General features: G+C 63.2%; 16 protein-coding genes and 2 pseudogenes. 3 read left to right on the top strand and 15 right to left on the bottom strand.

Annotated features, from left to right (window positions below; genetic code table 11):
* Nucleotides 1-66 precede the first annotated feature (66 nt).
* The 3 genes from KW062_RS13185 to KW062_RS13175 are packed head-to-tail and all read right to left on the bottom strand — an operon-like array spanning nucleotide 67 to nucleotide 4,068.
* Nucleotides 67-1,152 carry an MBL fold metallo-hydrolase gene (locus KW062_RS13185; RefSeq protein WP_105755956.1) on the bottom strand — a complete coding sequence of 362 codons (1,086 nt, stop codon included), beginning with the start codon at nucleotides 1,150-1,152 and terminating at the stop codon, nucleotides 67-69.
* On the bottom strand, nucleotides 1,145-2,998 hold the full coding sequence (locus KW062_RS13180) for a long-chain-acyl-CoA synthetase (protein WP_105755955.1): 1,854 nt from the start codon (nucleotides 2,996-2,998) through the stop codon (nucleotides 1,145-1,147). Before KW062_RS13180 ends, KW062_RS13185 begins: the two co-directional genes overlap by 8 nt.
* Complete coding sequence (locus KW062_RS13175) at nucleotides 2,995-4,068, bottom strand: alkene reductase (protein ID WP_105755954.1); 1,074 nt, start codon at nucleotides 4,066-4,068, stop codon at nucleotides 2,995-2,997. The genes KW062_RS13180 and KW062_RS13175 overlap by 4 nt, the downstream gene beginning before the upstream one ends.
* A gap of 232 nt (nucleotides 4,069-4,300) precedes the next feature.
* On the opposite strand from KW062_RS13175, the gene KW062_RS13170 reads away from it, so the two are divergent.
* The gene (locus KW062_RS13170; protein ID WP_105755953.1) at nucleotides 4,301-5,629 is read left to right on the top strand and encodes a spinster family MFS transporter; all 1,329 of its coding nucleotides are present in this window, start codon (nucleotides 4,301-4,303) and stop codon (nucleotides 5,627-5,629) included.
* 70 nt (nucleotides 5,630-5,699) lie between these two features.
* On the top strand, nucleotides 5,700-6,134 hold the full coding sequence (locus tag KW062_RS13165; RefSeq protein WP_105755952.1) for a nuclear transport factor 2 family protein: 435 nt from the start codon (nucleotides 5,700-5,702) through the stop codon (nucleotides 6,132-6,134).
* A gap of 274 nt (nucleotides 6,135-6,408) precedes the next feature.
* Here KW062_RS13165 and KW062_RS13160 read toward each other — a convergent pair.
* Nucleotides 6,409-6,669, bottom strand: a pseudogene (locus KW062_RS13160) (integrase core domain-containing protein); the annotation flags it as partial.
* A gap of 64 nt (nucleotides 6,670-6,733) precedes the next feature.
* Between KW062_RS13160 and KW062_RS13155 the strand changes: the two are divergent.
* Nucleotides 6,734-8,110 (top strand): IS30 family transposase, encoded by a 1,377-nt coding sequence (locus tag KW062_RS13155; RefSeq protein WP_081786355.1) that lies wholly within the window; start codon nucleotides 6,734-6,736, stop codon nucleotides 8,108-8,110.
* A gap of 7 nt (nucleotides 8,111-8,117) precedes the next feature.
* Here KW062_RS13155 and KW062_RS13150 read toward each other — a convergent pair.
* The 11 genes and pseudogenes from KW062_RS13150 to KW062_RS13100 all read right to left on the bottom strand — a co-directional run.
* Nucleotides 8,118-9,082: pseudogene (locus KW062_RS13150) on the bottom strand (IS3 family transposase); the annotation flags it as partial.
* A gap of 112 nt (nucleotides 9,083-9,194) precedes the next feature.
* Nucleotides 9,195-10,577, bottom strand: coding sequence for a DUF1329 domain-containing protein (locus KW062_RS13145; RefSeq protein ID WP_105755277.1), 1,383 nt, complete (start codon nucleotides 10,575-10,577; stop codon nucleotides 9,195-9,197).
* 92 nt (nucleotides 10,578-10,669) lie between these two features.
* Nucleotides 10,670-12,352, bottom strand: a complete 1,683-nt coding sequence (locus KW062_RS13140) for a class I adenylate-forming enzyme family protein (protein WP_105755278.1) — start codon at nucleotides 12,350-12,352, stop codon at nucleotides 10,670-10,672.
* Nucleotides 12,353-12,545: 193 nt separating this feature from the next.
* Complete coding sequence (locus KW062_RS13135; protein WP_105755279.1) at nucleotides 12,546-13,688, bottom strand: acyl-CoA dehydrogenase family protein; 1,143 nt, start codon at nucleotides 13,686-13,688, stop codon at nucleotides 12,546-12,548.
* Entirely contained in the window at nucleotides 13,685-14,890 is a 1,206-nt protein-coding gene (locus KW062_RS13130; RefSeq protein ID WP_105755280.1) for an acyl-CoA dehydrogenase family protein, read from the bottom strand. Before KW062_RS13130 ends, KW062_RS13135 begins: the two co-directional genes overlap by 4 nt.
* 68 nt (nucleotides 14,891-14,958) lie before the next feature.
* Nucleotides 14,959-16,128, bottom strand: a complete 1,170-nt coding sequence (locus tag KW062_RS13125; RefSeq protein WP_105755281.1) for an acyl-CoA dehydrogenase family protein — start codon at nucleotides 16,126-16,128, stop codon at nucleotides 14,959-14,961.
* A 10-nt stretch (nucleotides 16,129-16,138) separates the two neighbouring features.
* The gene (locus tag KW062_RS13120; RefSeq protein WP_105755282.1) at nucleotides 16,139-17,317 is read right to left on the bottom strand and encodes a lipid-transfer protein; all 1,179 of its coding nucleotides are present in this window, start codon (nucleotides 17,315-17,317) and stop codon (nucleotides 16,139-16,141) included.
* 17 nt (nucleotides 17,318-17,334) lie between these two features.
* Complete coding sequence (locus tag KW062_RS13115; protein WP_105755283.1) at nucleotides 17,335-17,754, bottom strand: MaoC family dehydratase; 420 nt, start codon at nucleotides 17,752-17,754, stop codon at nucleotides 17,335-17,337.
* A complete protein-coding gene (locus tag KW062_RS13110; RefSeq protein ID WP_105755284.1) occupies nucleotides 17,726-18,859 on the bottom strand; it encodes an acyl-CoA dehydrogenase family protein in 1,134 nt (377 codons plus the stop codon). Before KW062_RS13110 ends, KW062_RS13115 begins: the two co-directional genes overlap by 29 nt.
* Before the next feature lie 9 nt (nucleotides 18,860-18,868).
* Nucleotides 18,869-19,837, bottom strand: a complete 969-nt coding sequence (locus KW062_RS13105) for a bifunctional MaoC family dehydratase N-terminal/OB-fold nucleic acid binding domain-containing protein (protein ID WP_105755285.1) — start codon at nucleotides 19,835-19,837, stop codon at nucleotides 18,869-18,871.
* Between the two features lie 56 nt (nucleotides 19,838-19,893).
* Entirely contained in the window at nucleotides 19,894-20,679 is a 786-nt protein-coding gene (locus KW062_RS13100) for an SDR family oxidoreductase (RefSeq protein WP_105755286.1), read from the bottom strand.
* Between the last annotated feature and the right edge of the window lie 90 nt (nucleotides 20,680-20,769).

Here is a 20,769-nt window from a genome sequence, read left to right as displayed (position 1 = left end):
CTGACTCTCCTCAACGGCAGCCGGGTGGCTGCCTGGACTGTTCAACACGGGCGCCGTGCAACCGGCTCAAAACACCTTGAGCGCAGAAGCCTTGCGCGCTCCCTTTACCGCGCACCGGTAGCGATAAAGCCCCCGGTCCTCTTCCCGCTGCAGCGACCCTTCGGCCACCAGGTAGTTGGCGTGGGCCAACGTTTCGCCAAGGGCCATCAGTTCGTCGAAACGCCCTGACAGCCTGGGAAACAACACGGCCATCAGCTCGAGCACGGTGCGCGGCTCGGCACAGCTGGCCAGCATCTGCGCCAGGTGGCCCTGGTGATGGGCCTCCAGTTGATCCAGGCGCTGATGCAGATTGAAAAACGGACGTTCGTGGGCCGGCAGTACCAGCACACTGTCGGGCAGACTGCGCAGGTGCTCGATCGACTGCAGCCAGTCGCGCAGCGGGTCGGCCAGGGGCTCGGTGGCGTGCACGCCGACGGTCGAGGTAATACGCGGCAGCACCTGGTCGCCGGAAATCAGCAAGCCGTCGGCGGCGGCATACAGGCAGGCATGCTCCGGCGAATGACCACGACCGATCACCACCTGCCAGGTGCGGCCACCGATCTGCAGCAGGCTGCCCTCTTGCAGGCGACGGAAATGGTTGAGCGGCGCTGGCAGGAAATGCGCGTTACTCATCACCGCGAACATCTCGCGGCTCTGCGCGTCGCTGACCCCGGCCTTGCGGTAGAAATCGAGGAAGTCCCAGCCCGGCGCCTGATCGGCGGGAAAGCGCACGTGCAGCGACTGGAACTCGCTGACGGTCATGTACACCGGGCACTGGAAACGCTCACTGAGCCAGGCGGCGACGCCGGCATGGTCGGAATGAAAGTGGGTGCAGACCACCGCCCGCAGCGGCAGGCCGCCACAGACTTCGCTCAGCACCCGGTCCCAGACCTCGCGGCTCTGCTCGGTGTTCATCCCGGTGTCCACCGCTACCCAGCCGTCGCCATGGCGCAAGAGGTAGAGGTTGATGTGATCGAGGCGAAACGGCAGCGGCATGCGCAACCACCACACGCCGGGTGCCACCTCACGTGCCTGGCCGGACTCCGGCGGCTGCACCCAGGGATAGCGCAGGCCGTCGCGCAGTTCATGGCCGTTGGCGTCGAGTTCAGTCATTGCCGGTCACCGCGAAGGGCGCGAGGCCGGCGCGGGCCAAGGCTTCTGGCGAATAAGGCACGTAGCTGCGCGCGGCCTCGTCGCGGATGAACAGTGGATCGGTACAACGCCGCGGGCAGTACCCCTGGCGTTGCAGATCGACCTTGCGCAGCTTGAAGCTGGCAGTCAGGTCGGCGGCCTGGGTGACCCGCACGAACACCGGCGCGGCATAACGCGGCAGGCGTGCATCGGCCAGCTCGAACAGCGCCGCCGGATCGAAATCACAGCCGGTCTGCATCAGCACCGCGGCCATGCCGGCACGCCCTTCCTGGCCCGGCACCTGCACGCCATAGACGTTGATCAGCTCCAGACCCGACAGATCGCCGAGGCCGTCGGCGACTTCCTGGGTCGAGACGTTCTCGCTTTTCCAGCGGTAGGTGTCGCCGATGCGGTCGACGAAATAGCAATAGCCCTCGGCGTCCTCGCGCAGCAGATCGCCGGAACTCCAGTAGGCATCACCGTCGCGGAACACGTTGCGGCGGATCTTGCTTTCAGTGGCTTCGCTGGAGGTGTAACCCTCGAAACGCCCGCCACCGATCTCCGGATGATCAACGATAAAGCCCATGGCTTCGCCGACCTCGCCGACCTTGCAGACCTGGTAGAAGCCGTGCTCGTCCCGTGGGTGGCAGTCGTTCTCGACGTCGTAGCGCACCAGGCGCAGGTTGGTCTTGTTCCAGTCCGGCACCCGTCCGCAGGAACCGAAGTAGTTGTCGACGTTGATCACCGCAGCATTCGCTTCGGTGGCGCCCCAGCCTTCGAATACCTGGATCGGCCCAAAGCGCTCCAGCCAGCGCTGCCAGGTGTCCGGCGCGAGCCCGGCGCCGAGCATGCAGCGCAGGCTGTGCTCGCGCTCACCGTCGCGAACCGGCTGGTTGAGCAGGTAGCGGCAAATCTCGCCGATGTACTGGAAGATGCTGATGCGATAGCGCGCTACGTCGATCCAGAATTCACGCACGCTGAACTTGCGGCGCACCACAATCGCCGCGCCGGCGCGCAGGGCGGTAGAGGTCACCGAGGTGGCGGCGGCGCCGTGATACAGCGGCAGGCAGCAATAGAACACGTCGTCCCGGGTGACGTTGAGGGTGACGTGCATGACGTCGCCCGAGGACATCCAGCGCATGTGGCTGTAGCGCGCAGCCTTGGGCAGGCCGGTGGTGCCAGAGGTAAAAATTAGCAGGGTCGGCGTCTGCGCTTCGATGTGCGCACGAATATCGCGTGGGAATGCGCTGCGCGGGGCTTGCGCGAGACGCGTGTCGAAATGTCCGTCGACGCCTTTGGGCAAGGCGCCGCTCCAGGGGTTCTCGGCATCGCGGATCAACCAGCACGGCAGCTCCGGCATGCCTTCGGTGGCCTGGATATTGGCCAGGCATTCCTCGCCCACCAGCAAGGCCTTGGCCTCGGTGGTCTGCAGTGCATGCAGCAACGGCTTGCCGCTGACCTGGGTGTTGATGAACGCCACCACCACCCCGAGCTTGACCAGGCCGAACCAGCTGCAGAAAAACGCCGGGCGGTTCTCCATGGCCAGGGCGCAGACATCGCCGGCGCGCAGGCCGTTGGCGTAGAAGGTGTGGGCCATCTGGTTGGCCCGCGCATCGACCTCGGCGTAGCTCAGGATCTGTTCGCCGTAGATCAGCAAGGGCCGCTCGCCCTGCTCCAGGGCCTGTTGCTCGAGGCGATCGGCCAGGGTGTAGAGGTCGCGGGGCTTGATCAGCCCGGCAGCGGCCGAACGTTGGTCGAGCAAGGCCTGGGTCTGCTCACGTGGCACCGGGTGACTCACCAGACCGCTGGGTAATTGCTGCTGGTTCATCGCGCACGCTCCTGGCTGACGGGGTAGTCCGAGTAGCCGGCGGCGCCCGGGGTGTACAGGGTCTTGCGATCGAAACGGCTCAGTTCCAGGCCACGACGCAGACGTTCCACCAGGTCCGGGTTGGCAATAAAATGACGACCGAACGACACGGCAGCCCCCTCGCCCGACGCGAGGGCGGCGCTGGCCGAAGGACCGTCGAAACCGTCATTCAGAATCAGTTGATGCGGGCTGTGCTGGCGTGCCAAAGCAAAGGCATCCAGGCCTTCCAGCGGCGAGCGCATGATGTGCAGGTAGGCCAGAGGCAAGTGCGCCACCGCCTGACAGAGGGCGGCGGCGGTGGCGGTCGGGTCCTGGTCGTCGATGTCGTTGTAGGGGTTGCCCGGGCACTGGCGAAACCCCACGCGACCGGCGCCGATGGCGTTGGCCATGGCCTCGATCACGTCCTTGGCAAAACGCACCCGGCTGTGGGCATCGCCGCCATATTCATCGTTGCGCTGATTGCTGCCCGAGGCCATGAACTGCATCGGCAGGTAGCCACTGGTGCAGTGCAGTTCGACCCCGTCGAAACCGGCCTGGCGCGCATTCAGTGCGGCCTGGCGGTAATCGTTGATGACCTGATTGATGGCGTGCAGCGTCAGGGCTTCGGGCTCGTCGGTGTCCACCAGGCCGTGGCTGTCGCTGAACACCTGGGTCCGTGCGCGCAGTGCCGATGGCGCCACGGTGGCGGCACCTTGGGGTTTGTTGTGGCGGCTGGCGGCGCGGCCGACGTGCATCAGTTGCAGGACAATGCTCCCGCCCTCGGCGTGCACCGCGTCGGTTACCCGTTGCCAGCCGGCCATCTGTTCGACACTGTAGATCGCCGGCGTGCGGCAGTAGCCCAGGCCACTGGCGGACGGCGCCGTGCCTTCGGCGACGATCAACCCGGCGCTGGCCCGCTGGCGGTAGTACTCGACCATGTCGCTGCCGGGGACGGCATCGGCCAGGGCCCGGCTGCGGGTCATGGGCGCCATGACAATGCGGTTGGCCAGTTGCAGCTCACCCAGGGTGACCGGCTCGAACAAGACGCTCATTGCAATTCCTCAGCTTCTTATTGTTTGCAGGCTGTCGTGGACTCGCCACGCCAGCGAAGATGAGCGCAATGATTGACGCTGGGCAGACGCGAAACATCGTCCGACAAGACTAGGTCGGCTATGGTGTCGAACGGTTGGCCCCACCGGCAGGAAATGGTCTGAATGGACGATGAAAATAAACTGCAGGCAACCGAGCATCGCGACCACCAGAACAAGAACCGGAGCACCCGCAGTGAACCAATCCCCCCCCGTGACATGGCGCACGCACTACGCGTTGTTCGTGCTCGCCAGCATCTATGTGTTCAATTACATCGACCGCCAGTTGATGGCGATCCTGATCGAGCCGGTGAAGCTGGAGTTCGGTATTTCCGACACCGGCATCGGCCTGCTGTCGGGGGTGACATTCGCGGTGTTCTATACCGTGTTCGGCTTCCCGCTGGGACGCCTGTCGGATCGGGTCGGGCGCAAGCCGGTGATCGCCTTCAGCTGCATTGCCTGGAGCCTGATGACCATGCTCTGCGGCATGGCCGGTAACTTCATGACCCTGCTGTTGGCACGCATTGGCGTGGCGGTTGGCGAGGCCGGCGGCACGGCGCCCTCGGTGGCGATGGTCTCGGACCTGTACCCGGCCAACCGCCGCTCCACGGCGTTGGCGTTCCTGATGCTCGGTTCCAGCCTGGGGGCGATCGTCGGCCTCGGCCTCGGTGGCTGGATTGCCCAGCACCACGGTTGGCGCTACGCCTTTTTGCTGATCGGTGCGCCGGGGATTTTCCTCGGCTTGCTGCTGTTGCTGACCGTACGTGCGCCCAAGCGGGTGATGCCGGTGAGCAACACGGTGGCGGCCGAGGACGGCTGGCTGGCGACTCTGGTCGAGCTGTTTCGCATGCCCTCCTTCGTCTGGCTGGTGCTCACCGGCGGCGCGGCGGCGATTGCCGGCTACGCCATCGGCACCTGGAGCCCGAGCTTTTTGATCCGCTCCCACGGCCTCAATCTGCAACAGGCCGGTTTTCTCGTGGGGGTGGTCGGCGGCACCGGCTCGACCATCGGCACCCTGGTCTGCGGCGTACTCACCGACCGCATGGCACGCCGCGATGCCGGCTGGCAGATCGGCGTACCGCTGCTGGGCACGCTGATCAGCATTCCGTTCGCCCTCGCCTACTTCCTCTGGCCCCAGGGCACGGCGTTCTACATCGGCAGCACTGCGGTACCGCAAGCCTTTCTGTTCTACAGCGCCTTCGGTTTCTTCGGCGTGTGGTGGGCGACGCCGTGCCTGAGCGCGATCACCCACCTGTTCCCGGCGACCCGCCTGGCCCAGGCCACGGCGATTTTCGTGATGGCCATGACCTTGCTCGGCGTCGGCGTCGGCCCGCTGTTCGTCGGCATGCTCAGCGACTTCTTCGTTCCGACCCTGGGCAGTGAATCCCTGCGCTATGCCCTGGCGGCCTCGGTGTCGATGCTGGTGCTGGCCAGCGTGTTTCTGGCCCTGGCGCTGCCGCGTTATCGGCAGCAGATCAAGCAGCCTGCGGCGGCGGTCAGCGCGCACGCCAGCGTCACTGCCTGATCGGTCTTTTCAGGCCATCACGCCGCTGCCACCTGCCCGGGTCGCAGCGGCTTTTTTATGAGGTGATTTCATGAACAACAACGCCATTGAGCTGTGCAATCTGCTGTACCGCTATGCCGACTACCTGGACAGCGGCCAACTGGTCGCCGCAGCCGAGTTGTTCCGCCATGCGCGGATCAAGCTGCACAACCATGACGGGTTTATCGACCACCAGGCCCTGCTGGGCATTTGGCAACAGCGCCTGAAGCTGTACCCCTGCGGCACGCCACGTAGCAAGCACCTCATCAGCAACCCGATCATCGAGATTGACCAGGCTTCGCAGACGGCGACGGTGCGCTCGTCGTACACGGTGCTGCAGGCCACTGACAGCCTGCCGCTGCAGATCATTGCGGCCGGAAGGTATGTGGATGAGTTCCAGTGCGTGGACGGGATCTGGCGTTTCAGTTTCCGTGATTATTCATACCTGGAAATGAGCGGGGATTTGAGCGGGCATCTGGCAGGGTAAACCTGGATGGCGTTCAACTGTGGGACCGGTCCGACAAGCCAGCGCCCACGGGGTTTTGTGGCTGGTCGCAAGATCGGCGGTCACCACGCCCTCTGTGGGACCGAGCCTGCTCGGGATGGCGCCGGCAAATCCGGCATGTGTGTCGCCTGACACACCGCCATCGCGTACATCCAGACAATCCGCGTTATCGTTAACGTTTTTCGCCAGCAAGCTGGCTCCTAAAGGAGTTGTGCATACTGTCTAGTCCTGAAATAGGTTTACACCTGTTTCACCCTCAAAACGCCCGATGCACCGCATCGGGCGTTTTGCATTTCAACGATAGGTGCGGACGTTTGCTGTTGTAGATGCTTATCGACTCGTCGACCATTCGAATCGCCTCGGCAAGATCTCTAGGTCGGTGAAGCAGAAACTCTGTCTTCAAGATCCCGTTTACACGCTCCGCCAAAGCGTTCTGATAACAGTCGTACCCGTCGGTCATGGAGCACCTGACGCCATGTTTGGCATGCAACTTCTGGTAAAGATCAGAGCAGTATTGGGCGGATTCAACCGGTCGTCGCAACACCTTGATCGAGGTGTTTATGGGACGACCCGCAGGATGGATGCAAAAATTGACGGGCCGGGGAGCGATGCGTTCTCCAGGTGCACCCTCACTTCGTAATGAGATCGAGCGGCTATTTTGGGTGCAGATTGCAACAGGTATCACAAGCGAAAAGGCAGCACATGCCGTTGGCGTATCAACAGCGGTAGGTACACGCTGGTTCCGTCATCGAGGCGGGATGCCATTATTCATGTCGAATCACATATCAGGACGTTACTTATCGTTTGCAGAGCGAGAAGAGATTGGGCTGCTTCGAGCGCAAAGTGTTGGCGTTCGTGAGATCGCCCGTCGCCTTGGACGAAGCCCATCGACAATTTCACGGGAGCTGACACGAAATGCTGCTACCCGTTGCGGTCGGCTTGAATATCGAGCGTCAGTAGCGCAATGGAAGGCAGAACTGGTGGCCAAGAGGCCGAAACCAGCAAAGCTGGTCACTAACCCGCGACTGCACCAGTACGTACGCGACCGCCTTGAGGGCAAGGTTCAAGACGCCGATGGTCGTGACATCTCTGGGCCTCGGCAAGCGCCCTTCAAAGGTCGAAATAAACCGCATCGCAGTGACCGTAAATGGGTCAATGGCTGGTCGCCTGAACAGATTGCCAACCGGCTCCAGATCGATTTTCCGGATGATGAATCCATGCGCATCTCTCATGAAGCCATATATCAGGCGCTCTACATTCAGGGTCGAGGAGCTCTCAAGCGCGAACTGGTGAGCTGCCTGCGCTCAGGACGAGCATTGCGCGTGCCGAGAGCCAGAGCGCAGGCCAAAGTGTGGGCACACGTCAGCGAGGACGTCATGATCTCCAGTCGCCCTGCTGAGGTAGAAGATCGGGCTGTACCCGGGCATTGGGAGGGCGACCTGATCATCGGTCTGAACCGTTCTGCGATTGGAACTCTGGTCGAGCGCTCAACTCGATTTACCATGCTCGTCCATCTGCCCCGCGAGAAAGGTTATGGGCTAATTCCCCGCACGAAGAACGGCCCGGCGCTGGCTGGCTATGGGGCTGTTAGTATGGCCAATGCATTGAAGAAGACGGTGACTGATCTTCCCATCGAGCTGTGGCGATCTTTGACCTGGGATCGTGGAAAGGAGCTGTCGGATCACGCTCGATTTACCATCGAGTCCGGAGTAAAGGTTTTCTTTGCTGATCCACATAGTCCATGGCAGCGCGGCACAAACGAAAATACGAACGGCCTTCTACGGCAATACTTCCCGAAAGGCACTGACCTCTCTCGTTGGAGTGCTCAAGAAATACAGGCGGTAGCTCACGTACTTAACACTAGACCTCGAAAAACACTCGGCTGGAAAACACCTGCCGAAGCACTGAATGAGTATCTAAAGTCTGTACAACAATCCAGTGTTGCGACGACCGGTTGAATCCGCCTTGCGAGCCGCGATCTGAGTGATGCACCAGCGCCTGATCCGTTCTTCTGTTCCTTAGAGCCTTGTTCATTGCCTGTATGACCGATTCGGTGTGCAGGGTTTCATGCACGTGATGGCCGACGATTTTGCGAGAGTAGGCATCGGTCACCAAGCTCACATAGGCAACGCTTTGTTGGGTAGGCAAATAGGTGATGTCCGCCACCCAGACCTGCTCGGGGCCCGTAGCAGTCACTTGATCAGGGCCAGGTTTTAACCGATTCGGATGTCGGCGGAAGCGATGATGGCTGTCAGTGGTCTTGTGATAGGCGCGCTTGCGAGGAACCAGTTGCCGATTGTCTCGCAAGATATCGAATAGCCGATCTCGACCTACCGTTTGCGTCAGCTCAGGCTCCGCCTGCATAAGGCCATGCAGCTTACGAGTGCCCAACCGGGGCATCTGAAGACGTGTTTCCAGGACAAAACCCAGCACTTTCTGAGCATGACTGGCTTGCGCGTCATAAGCCCGGTTTCGTTTGTAGTACGCCTGCCGGGATATACCCAGAAACTGGCAAGCCCTCTGAATACTCAGGCCTTGGACTTGCCCTTGGGTGAGGACTTGCCGGATCGCTTTTTTACGATAGAAACCCCGTAATCGTTCTTCAACACGTCAACCACCGCTTCGAAGAATTGGGCTTTCTGATTGGCAAGGGCTAGCTTTTCCTCCAGCTCCTTGATTCGCTGCTCAGGCGTCAGAGGCAAACTTTGCTCGTCCATCGGTCGGCTCCTCTGGGTACGAATAGAGGCGCCTTGGCTCCAGTCCTGCCGCCCATGCTTGCGTAACCACACCAGCACAGTCGACCGCCCCTGAATCCCATAGCGCCGTTGAGCCTCTTTATAACTCAACTCGCCTTTTTCGACCTGATCAACGACTGCCAATTTAAAGCCCAGCGTGTAATCACGTTGGCTGCGCCTTTTTCCCGTATCCATTGGTTCCTCCTGAAGATAAGTCAGAAGGTGTAAACCTTATTCAGGACGAGACATACGACAAAAAAAGGCCTCGCCAGTTACCCGGCGAGGCCTTTATCACTGCGGTTTGCGATTAGCGACCGATCGCCCGCGCCGCGTCGGCGGTGTACTGGTCCGGAGTGAACTTGCCTTCGTTGAGGATCGGGCCTTTTTTCGCTTCGTTGGACATGCCGTAGCCGGTGTACTGCCCGGAGTTGAGGTCCATGAAGAACTGCGAGCCGGCCTGCCAGCCGCTCATGTCAGGGTGGTAGTAGTAGTTGACCATGGCATGTTTCCACAGCTGCCCACGGGCATCGTAGTTATCGGCCATGACTGCGTTCCAGGTGTCCTCATCAATGAACAGCACGCGCTTGCCATAGACGTGACGAAAGCCCTCTTTCAAGGTCGCCTCCAGTACCCAGACACGCCGAAGTTCGTAGCGCATCACATCCGGATTGGGATGGTTGGGCGTAAGGATGTCGGCGTACTTGAGGGTGCCTGAGTTGGGCTTGAAGGCGTTGGCCGGGGTGTAGATCTCGCGCTTGCCGATCAGCTTCCAGCTGAAACGCTCTGGCGAGCCATTGAACAGGCGGTCCTCGTCGACGGTCATGGTGCCGTTGGTGCCGATCATCGGTTGGTCGTAGCCGTAGCCCGGCAACTGCCGCACACGCCGGGTCGAGGGGCTGTAGGACCAGGCCTGGCGCGATTCGGTGACGAAGTTATAGGGCTCGTGGGCAATGCTCAGCGTGCCGTTGTCGCGCGCCGGTTTGAGGGTCATGTTGTTGCTCATCGCCTGGATCTTACCCTCAGTCGCGGGCTCGACCGTTGGCGAGTTGGCCTGCGACAGGTTACGCGCATAAGCACGACCCCAACCGATGCTGCCGTTGGGCAGGACCGACGCCAGGTCGGTGGTTTTTTCCTCGGTGTAGGCACGCGCTGGCAACTGGTGGTTCCACAGCAGCTCCATGCCGTTCTTCGGAATCGGGAACGGCACCTGGCCCAGGCCCTCAAAGCCCGCACCCTCATTCACCAGCTTGGCGTTCAGCGCGTTTTTCATCGCGCGCTGGCAGACGTAGTCGGGATAACGGAAATCCCGATGACCGGGGTAGATGTTCATCTTGTAAGTGGTCGGGTATTTCTTCAGCAGCGCTTTCTGGCCCTCGGTCAGGTTCGCCTCGTACTGGCCCATGTTCTGCGCGGTGATCACCAGGATCGGCTTCTCCGCCGCATAGGGATCCACTGGTTGGTCGCCGGAGTACTTCACATGGTTCCAGCCCGGCACCTCGCCCAGGTACTTGCCGGTGTAGGGCGGGATGGTGCCTGCCGCGTTGCCCGCCTGCTCGGCGCCGACGCAGGTCAGTTCCTTGCCCAGCTTGGCGGCTTCCTGGGGGGATACCTCGGCGTGCGCGACGCTCAGCAGCCCGGTATTGGCTGTGACGGCGACCGCGAGCATGAGACCTGTTCTTGTTATTTTCATGTATTGCCTCCTTCGCTGATAAGGCTGTGTGGGATGCAGCCATTGTTCGCCTTCTGCCGGCCCCAACATCGTCCGGAAAGACTAAGCAGGCGTCATACGCCCAATTTTTCCTGCAGTTGTGCCTTGAGCACCTTGCCGGTGGCGTTGCGTGGCAAGGGTTCGAGGGAGCGATAGACCTGGGCCGGCACCTTGTAGGCGGCCAGGCGCGTGGCGATGAAAGCGCGGATCTGTTCTTCATGGGGCAGCGAGCCTGACTGGCCATGCACCGCCAACCCCACCACCTCACCGAGCAACGGATCGGCCATGGCGAAGGCCGCCGCTTCGAGCACACCGCTCATGTCGAGGATGCAGGTCTCGATTTCCGCCGCGGAGATCTTCTCGCCACCGCGATTGATCAACTCCTTGACCCGCCCGGTGATGCTGAGGAAGCCTTCGTCGTCGAGATAACCGATATCGCCGGTGTCGAGCCAGCCATCACGCAGGGTTTGCGCGCTGGCCTCGGGCAAGTTCCAGTAGGCGCTCATCAGGGTCGGCGAGCGCAGCCAGATCAGCCCTCGGGTGCCAGCCGGTTGCGGCCGCTGGGGGTCATCGCCAATACGGATATCGACAATCGGCAAGGCCCAGCCGGCGGTGGCCGGTTTGTAGACGAAGGGATCGCCACCGATTGCCGCGCCGATGCCGTTGCTTTCGGTCAGGCCATAACCGGCGCCGCCGATCACGTCGGGCTTGAGCTTGAGCATGTTGTCCAGCACCCCGGCGGACGAGGCACCGCCGCCCAGGCCGAGGCCGAACAGGCTGGCGGTGTGCTCGGTGCCGAAGCGCGGTGAAGCCAGCAACTGCTGCATCATCACCGGCGCACCGTTGAACTGGGTGCAACGTTCGTCACGCACCAGGTCCAGCGCCTGTTCCACGTCCCACTTGTACATCAGCAGCAAACGCCGGCCGCCGCGCAGGGCCGAGAGAAACTGCGCATGCAGGCCGCTGACGTGAAACAGCGGGACCGCGGCCAGGGTAGTCGGGGCGAAACCGCTGTTGATCACCACGCCGATCCGTTCCGGGGAACTCATGGCGCAAAATGCGCCCTGGAACTCCAGGGCAAACAGCGCCTGGCAGATCGCCCGATGGCTGGACACGGCGCCCTTGGCACGGCTGGTGGTGCCGGAGGTGTAGAGGATCAATGCGGCCGAATCAGGATCGATCAGCAGGCTGGGCAGTGGTTGTGCCGGGGCACTGATCAGTGCTTCATAACGCCGGCAATATTCCGGCAACGGGCCTTGCGTGGCGCCGACCACAATGGTCGCGCGCTGTTCGCGGTCGAGGTCGCTGCGCAGTGTGTCGAGGCGCGTCTGGTCGCACAGCAGCAGGCGCGAGCCGCTGTCCTGCAGGGCGTATTGCAACTCGTCGCGCAGGCCCCAGCTGTTGAGCGGGACAGCGACCGCGCCACAGCGCTGGATCGCGGCGAACGCCACCAGCCACGCCGGCTGGTTGCGCATGGCAATTGCCACGCGTTCGCCAGGTTGAATGGCGAACTGCGCAATCATCTGCCCGGCCAGGCGGTCGGCCTGATCGAAGTATTGCTTGAAGGTCAGGCGTTGGGTCTGCCAGACCAGGAATTCACGGTCACCGTGAACCCGCCCGGCATCGAGCACCTGCAGCAGGTTCTGCGCGGCATGCCGGAAGTAGCGTGGCGCGCCGTCATCGGGGGTCACCACCTCGAATGGCGCACCGGGGGCAATCAATTGCCGCCAGGCGGTTTGCCAGGGTTCTATGTTCATTGTTGTTGTCTCCAGAACAGCTGAAGGGTCTGTGGGATTGGGTCTACTCAACTGCCGAATGCCCCAGCGACCCCTGTGGAGCTCGCCTGCTAGCGATGAGGCCGGCACATCCACCCTCTGCATGGCCTGAGACTCCGCCATCGCTAGCGGGCTAGCTCCCACAAGGGATTTGGGTGGTGCTCAATGCCGGGGCTCAGGTATTGGCCGCATACCGCTCACAATGAAAATCCCGATCCCCCAGGCACGCCTGCGCAACACGCACATGCTTGAGGTACAGGCCGACATCCAGTTCATCGGTGACGCCGATCCCGCCGTGCATCTGCACCGCTTCGTTGGCGACCTTGATCGCGGTGTCGCCGGTTTTCCATTTCGCCAGGCTGACCAGGCGCGCGCGCTGTTGCGCATCGACACTGCTGTCGTCGAGGCTCCCCAGCGCGGCCATCAATGCGCTGCGGCTCAATGCCAGGTCGACGTACATCTGCGCGGCGCGATGCTGCAGGACCTGGAAACTGCCCAGGCGGGTCTCGAACTGCTCGCGGGTCTTGAGGTATTCCAGGGTAGTGGCGAACAACTGCTCGGCCATTCCCAGCAACTCCGCCGCGAGACACACACGACCACGGTCCAATGCCGTTTCGAGCACCGACCAGCCCTGCCCCAGCTCGCCCAGCAAGGCGTCGCTGCCGAGCTGCACCTGATCCAGTTGCAGGCGTGCGACATTGCGCGAATCGATCAACGACACCGCGCTGACGTTCAGGCCCGGCGCATCCGCCGGCAGCAGGAACAGGCTGATGCCCTGGGTATCGCCCAGTTGCCCGGACGTGCGCGCCGCCACCACATAGGCATCGGCGCCAAGGCCATCGACCACCGCCACCTTGTCCCCCTGCAAGCGATACCCCGAGCCCTCGACCACGGCCTGCAGGGCGATTCGCCGTGGTTCGTGGCGCGACTGTTCGTCGACGGCCAGGGCCAGGCGTTGTTCGCCGCTGATCAGCGCCTGCAGCCAATGAGTCTGTTGTTGCGCGTTGCCTGCCAGGTGCACCAGCGAGCCGCCGAGGACCACGCTGGACAGCAACGGCATGGGTGACAGGTTGCGGCCCATGGCCTCGAAGATCGGCCCCAAGCCCTTGCAACCGAAGTCCAGGCCGCCGAAGGCTTCCGGAAAGGCAATCGCACTCCAGCCCAGCTCCACTGCGTCGCGCCACAGCTGCGGGTCGAAGCCCAAAGGCGCGGCCTCATCACGCAGTCGACGCTGGGCCGTGACCGGGCTACGGGCAGCGAGAAAATCCCCGGCACTGTCGGCCAGCAAACGCTGTTCATCGCTATAACGCAGGCTCATTGATTGGCTCCTTTCTTCGCGTCGGGCAAGCCCAGCACGCGCTTGGCGATAACGTTCAACTGGATCTCCGAGGCGCCGCCGGAAATGGTCAGCGCGTAGCTGTTCAACCAGGAGCGGGTCACCGCCAACTGCTGTTCGCTGAACGCCTCGCTGTGCCAGCCGAACGCCGTGCCGCCCATGGCATCAAGCAGCACTTCGAACTTGTCGCGCTCCTGCTCGGTGTGCACCAGCTTCATGATCGACATCAGGCCACTGACGTCTTCACCCGCCCGCCCCTCCTCGCCCATGCGCTGCACGGTGAGGTTGTAGGCCTGCTCGTTCATCGCGCAGGCGGTGGCCCGAGCGTGCAAGGCGTGCTCGCTTTGGCTCTGTGGTGCGGGTACGTACTCGCGCATCAGGCCCAGCAGGTCGACGTGGGACGGCAGGCTGAACTCGCCGAACTTCGACATCGCCTTACGCTCGTGTTGCAGCAGGTACTTGGCCAGGTTCCAGCCGCCGTTCAACGGGCCGATCAACTGACTCTTGGGCACTTTCACGGCGTCGAAGAACACCTGGCAGAACGCCGATTTGCCGCTGATCAAATCAATCGGCTGCGGCTTGACGCCGGGGCTGCGCATGTCCAGCACAATCAGGCTGATGCCTTCGTGTTTCGGCGCGCTGAAATCGGTGCGCACCAGGGCGTACATCCAGTCGGACTTGTCGCCGTAGGAGGTCCAGATCTTGCTGCCGTCCACGACGAAATGATCGCCGGCATCACGGGCGGCCATTTTCAGGCTGGCCAGGTCGGAGCCGGCGTTCGGCTCGGAGAAACCCTGGCACCAACGCACTTCGCCACGGGCAATCGGCGGCAGCAGGTCGCGCTTCTGTTGTTCGCTGCCGTAGGCCAGCAACACCGGGCCGAGCATCCAGATGCCGAGGTTGATCTGCGGTGGCCGGCACTTGATCCGGCGCATCTCGCTTTCCAGCACCGCCAGTTGTTCTTCGCTCAGGCCGGCGCCGCCGTACTCCTCGGGCCACTCGGGGCAGAACCAGCGCTTATCGCGCATGCGCTCGAACCACAGCTGCGCGTCTGCGCTGGGAAACTCCGGATTCTGGCTGCCCCACACCACATCGCCTTCGGCCATCGCGGTGCGCATCGACTGCGGACAGTTGGCCTCCAGCCAGGCACGGGTGTCGTGCCGGAATTGCTCGATAGTGCTCATCAATGTCCCCTACGACTCGCCCCGGATGCAGGGCGAGTACGGTTCTTTTTGTTGGATTGGGACCAGCGTCAGCGCTGCGCCCGTGGCATGCCGAGACCGAACTGGGCGATCAGCTCGCGCTGGATTTCATTGGTGCCGCCGCCAAAGGTCAGGGTCACCGAACTGCGCAGCTCGTACTCCAGCTCGCCCTGCAGCAGGGTCGCCGCCGAGCCGCTGCGCATCGAACCATTGGCGCCGACGATGGCCGCCAGCTTGCGCAGGATCTCGATGGCCGATTCCGAGCCGAACACCTTGGTGGTCGAACTCAGGGCCACGTCCATGCGCTCGTGTTCAAGGTCGGCGGCGATGCGCATATTGATCAGGCGCATCGCCTCCAGCCGCGCGTAACACTCGGCCAGGGAACTGCGCACCCAGGCCTTGTCCATCGCCCTCCGCCCTTGTTCGTCGCAGGCCCGCGCCCACAGGTAGACCCGACGAAACAGCGCCACCACCTTGTCCGACCAGGTGCCCAGGCCGAGGCGCTCGTGGTTCAGTTGCGAGGTGATCAGCTTCCAGCCGCCGTGCAGCTCGCCCACCAGCATCTCGTTGGGCACCCGCACGTTGTCGTAGTAAGTGGCCGTGGTCGGAATGCTGGTGGTCGGGATCAGCGTGTGGGAGAAGCCCGGCGTGGTGGTGTCGACGATCAGCAGGGAAATGCCTTTGTGCCGCGCCTGCTCGGGGTCGGTACGGGCCGCCAGCCAGATGAAGTCGGCGGATTCGGCACCCGAGGTCCACAGCTTGTTGCCGTTGACCACAAAGCCGTCGGCGTCCTGGCGGGCGCTGGTTTTCAGCACCGCGAGGTCACTGCCGGCACCCGGTTCCGAGTAGCCGATGGCGAACATGATTTCACCGGCGGCAATGCCTGGCAGGAAGCGTTCTTTCTGCAACGCGCTGCCATGGGTCATCAAGGCCGGGCCGACGGTGCTGATGGTGACGAACGGCAGCGGCGCGCCGGCGATGTTCGCTTCTTCGAAGAAGATCAACTGCTCGGTGGCGGCGAAGCCCTGGCCGCCATGGGCCTTGGGCCAGCCCACCGCCAGCCAGCCATCGCGACCCATCTGCCGGATGGTCTGGCGGAACAGCTCGCCGCCTTCCTTGCCACGCAGCTGGTCGCGCATGTCCGGGGTCATCAGGGCCTGGAAATAGTCCCGCACCTTATGGCGCAGGGCGTGTTGTTCGGGAGTGAGGTCGACGAACATCTGCTGCTCCTTAGGCTGCGCCGAGAATCAGGCCGCTGGTGGGCACGCCGGTACCGGCGGTGACCAGCACGTTCTGCACATCCGCCACCTGGTTGACCGCCGTGCCACGCACCTGGCGCACCGCTTCGGCGATGCCGTTCATGCCGTGGATATAGGCCTCGCCCAGTTGCCCGCCGTGGGTGTTGATCGGCAACTTGCCGCCGCGAGCGTGGTGCCCGGCACGGATGAACTCCTTGGCCTCGCCACGTTTGACGAAACCGAACTCTTCCAGCTGCGGCAGTACGAACGGGGTGAAGTGGTCGTAGATCACTGCGGTCTGGAACGCCTCCGGCCCCAGACCCGACTGGCGATACAGCTCCCGGGCAACCACGCCCATTTCCGGCAGCCCGGTGATGTCTTCGCGGTAGAACGAGGTCATGCTCTGCTGGCCATGGCTGATGCCCTGGGAGCCAGCCTTGATGGTCACCGGCTTTTGTCGCAGGTCACGGGCGCGCTCGGCCGAGGTGATGACCATGGCCACCGCACCGTCGGACTCCTGGCAGCAATCGAGCAGGTGCAACGGCTCGCAGATCCAGCGCGAGGCCTGGTGTTCTTCAAGGGTGATCGGCTTGCCGTGGAAGAACGCCTGGGGGTTGGTCGCGGCGAAATCCCGCGCCGCCACCGCGACCCGGCCGAAGTCTTCGCTGGTGGCGCCATAGGTGTGCATGTAGCGCTGGGCGAACATCCCGACCCAGGCCGCCGGCGTGTGGAAGCCGTGGGGCATGTACCAGCCGTAGTTGACGTTGTCGAAGGTCGGCGTCGAGGCAAAACCGTAGCTGCCAGTGCCGAAGCGATACCAGGAACGTTCGTTCATCGCCCGATAGACCACCACCACCTTGGCCACGCCGGTCGCCACCGCCATCGCCGCGTGCATCACCGGCCCGCAAGCCGCGCCGCCGCCATGGGGCACCTGGGAGAAAAACTTGACGTCCTTGCACCCCAGCAGCCGGGCGATTTCGTATTCCGGGACCTTGTCCACCGAATAGGAACTGAAGCCCTCGACCTCACTCGGGTCGATGCCGGCGTCCTTGAGCGCGCTCAAGGTGGCCTCCATGGCCAGGCGCAATTCAGTGCGCCCGGAGTTCTTGGAAAATTCGGTCGCGCCCAGACCAACGATCGCGGCACGCCCGGAAATCGATGAATCAGTCATCTGTGTGTCTCCGGCTATCAGGGCAGGACCAGCGCGACCGTGCCGGTCACGTGGTTGCCCATGGAATTTTTGCCGCTCAAGGTGATTTCCACCGAGCGAGTCTGCGCATCGACAGCACTGACGCTGCCACTGAAGGTCATGCAGTCGCCGGGGTAATTCGGCGCACCGAGCTTGATTTTCAGCGCGGTGAACTGCGCCAGCGGACCGGCCCACTGCTCGACGAAACGCTGCACCAGGCCATTGGTGGTGAGGATGTTCATGAAGATGTGCGGCGAGCCCAGTTCCCGCGCCGCTTGCGCATCGTGGTGGCCGGGGAAGTAGTCGCGGGTGGCGATAGCACCGCCGTTGATCAGGGTCACGGTAATCGGCACCGCCAGTTCCGGCAGGGCTTCGCCGGCCCGCACGTCTTCAAAGCGCTTGGTGTTCTTGGAGGTCATATTTCCATCCCAGCTTGTCGTTATCGTTGAGCCAGTCGCCGAGGCGTTCCAGGTTTGCCGCCGAACCGCCCAAGGCAAGGCTCAGGCCGCGGCTCCAGTAGAGAAAACGGTGAATCGGGTACGTCAGGTCGACGCCAATACCGCCGTGCACATGCTGTGCGGCATGGCCGATGCGGTGCCCGGCTTCACAGGCCAGCCAGGCAGTGGCCAGGGCCTCGCTGGGCGCTGGCAGGTCGGCATCGATTCGGTAGGCCAGCTGCCACAAGGCGGTGCGCAAGGCTTCGACGGCGATATGGGTGTCGGCCATGCTCATCTGCACTGCCTGGAAGCTGCCGATGCTGCGCTCGAACTGCCGGCGCTCGCTGACATAGGCCACGGTGCGGCGGATCTGCTCTTCACTGCTGCCCAGTTGCAGGGCGGCCAGGGCGGCGACGCTGCGCAGCTCGAGCCAGGCCACCGCGTCACTGGGCAACAACGCCGCAGAGTCCACCGTCAGCCCGTCGATGTGCAGGTCGGTGACGGCTTCGCCGTGAGTCAGCACCGCCGGGATCCGTTTGATCTGCGGCGCCGAGAGGTCGAGAAGGACCAGCCGTGGCTGCCCTTCGGCCTGCACCACCAGCAGCGCTGCTGCGGCCTGATCGCCGAGGGACAGGGCCGCGACCCGACCGCTCAAGCTCCAACCCTCTGCCATCGGTTGCGCCTGCAACTCGATGCCCAGCGCGTTGTTCAGGCCGTCCAGGGACAGGCTCAGCAAGGCTGCGCCGGACGCCGCCCGGGCAATCCAGTGGCCATGCTCGCTGGCAGCAAAACGCGCCAGGGTTGCCGCCGCCAGTTGATGCCGCCACAACGGCACCTGGGCCAGGGCCTTGCCCTGGGCCTGCAGCACCAGCATCAGCTCGGTCATACCCAGGCCACTGCCGCCATGCTCCTCGGGAATCGCCAGGGCCTGCAGGCCAGTCTCGATGCACAACGCCCAGAGCGGCGCCATCATTGGCTCGCCACTGACATCCCACTGGCGCATGTAGTCGTCATGGCAGTGGTCGACAAACAGTCCGTCGGCCATCTCGGCAATGGCGCGCTGGTCTTCGCTCAATTCGAAATCCATTGGGGGCTCCTATGCCTCTACCGGCCGGAATAGCGGCAGGGTCTGCTGGTCATCGAAGGTCTGGAACTCGACCTGCAGACGCTGGCCGACCTTCAATTCGCTGCGCTCGATGCCCACCAGCCCGGCGATCAGGCGCACGCCCTCGGCCAGCTCGATCAGGCCGATCGGATTCGGGTAGTCGAACGGCGGCACTTGCGGGTAATGCATGACCACGAAGGAATACAGAGTCGCTTCTCCGCTGGCTTGCACGGTGTCCCAGTCGAAGCTGTGGCATTCGATGCACACCGGGGCCGGCGGATGGCGCAGGGTCTGGCACGCACTGCAACGCTGGATCAGCAGTTGGCCTTGGGCGCAGCCTTCCCAGAAGAACCGCGTGTCATCGCTGATCCCCGGCAGCGGGCGCTTGGGCTTGACCGGTGCAGCGTCGACCTTGGCAGGTGCCTGAGCATGCGCCGGGCGGAACTTGAACACGCGAAACAGTAACTCGCCCACCGGCTCGTCACCGCTGGCCTTTTCGACAAAGTGGCTCATCACCAGGGTGACGAAGAAACCGGTGCCGAGGGCGGTGGTTTTCTCGTCGCTGACCGCATCCAGGCGCGTCGTGTAGTAGAGCTTTTCACCGAGGCGCACCGGACGGGTGAAGCTCAGCTCGGAGTTGACCGCCACCGTGGAACTGTAGTCGTAGGCTTCCATCTCCTTGAGCACCTCGTAGGGGTTCTCGTCGGTGGAGCCAGGCGGATAGTTGTTGGCGTGCAGGCCTTCCATCGTCCACACCTGGAGCATCGCAGGCGGGGCAATCAGGCCTTCATGCTGAGTGCCGAGGGCAAACTGCGGGTCGGTGTACAGCGGGTTGTCGATGCCCATGACTTCGCACCACTGGCGAATCATCGGCGCATTGATTTCGTCCCAGGCGTACACGCGGCCGTACTGGCGGCCCACCAGGGCGCGCACATTGGATAGCAATTGTGGATCAGCCAAAGTCGTCTCCTTCAGAATGAAGGCGGCGCCCGAACTCGGTCGCCGCAGTAGGTCGATCAGGTCGGCAATACTTGCGCGGCACCGAGGAATGCCGGGCGTTCGCCACCCCCGTGCAGCAGCAGGTTGCAGCCGCTGGCATAACTGGCCAGGGGCGATGCGAGGTACAGGCAGGCGTTGGCGATGTCTTCGGCGACTGCCATGCGCGCAGCCGGAATCCCCGCCGCCACGGCGGCAATCCCGGCTTCGGTGCCGTAGTGCAGATGAGCCTGTTCGGTCAGTACCAGCCCGGGGCTGACCGTGACCACCCGTACCTTCGGCCCCCACTCCACCGCCAGCGACTGCACCAACGCCAGCACCCCGGCCTTGGCCGCGCCGTAAGCGGCGGTGCCCGGCGAGGAACGCAGCGCACTGATGCTGCCGATGAACACGATGCAACCGCCCTGCGCCTGGGCCTGCATCAGGCGGTTGGCGTGCTGGGCGACGTTGAACGGGGCGATCAGGTTCAGGTTGATAATGCTTTCGTGAAAGCGCGGCGAGGCCGTGGCCGCATCGGCGGCCGGACTGCCACCGGCGTTGTTGATCACCACGTCGAGACGACCGAAGTCGCGCTCGATGCAGTTGAACAGGCGCTGCAGCGAATCGGGGTCGCGCACATCGGCCGCGATGAAGGTGGCGCGCCTGTCGCCGACGCTTGGCAGCTGTTCCGGCTCGCGCCGGGCACAGACAATCACCCGGGCGTTCGCCGCCAGGAATCCCAGCGCGATGCCGGCGCCGATGCCTTTGGTGCCACCGGTGATGAGTATCACCTTGGCGCTGAAATCAAGACCCGAATGCAGCTCCATCATGTGCTCCTTTTCTACTGACAAGGCTCACTCTAGGGAGGAACTGCAGGGCAAACTACGTCTGAACGGACGATGAAAGTTCGCCCTCGC

The organism is Pseudomonas fluorescens, from assembly GCF_019212185.1.
Classification (GTDB): domain Bacteria; phylum Pseudomonadota; class Gammaproteobacteria; order Pseudomonadales; family Pseudomonadaceae; genus Aquipseudomonas.
The sequence above is the reverse complement of the archived record's forward strand: the minus strand, read 5'-3'. Positions and strand labels throughout refer to the sequence as shown.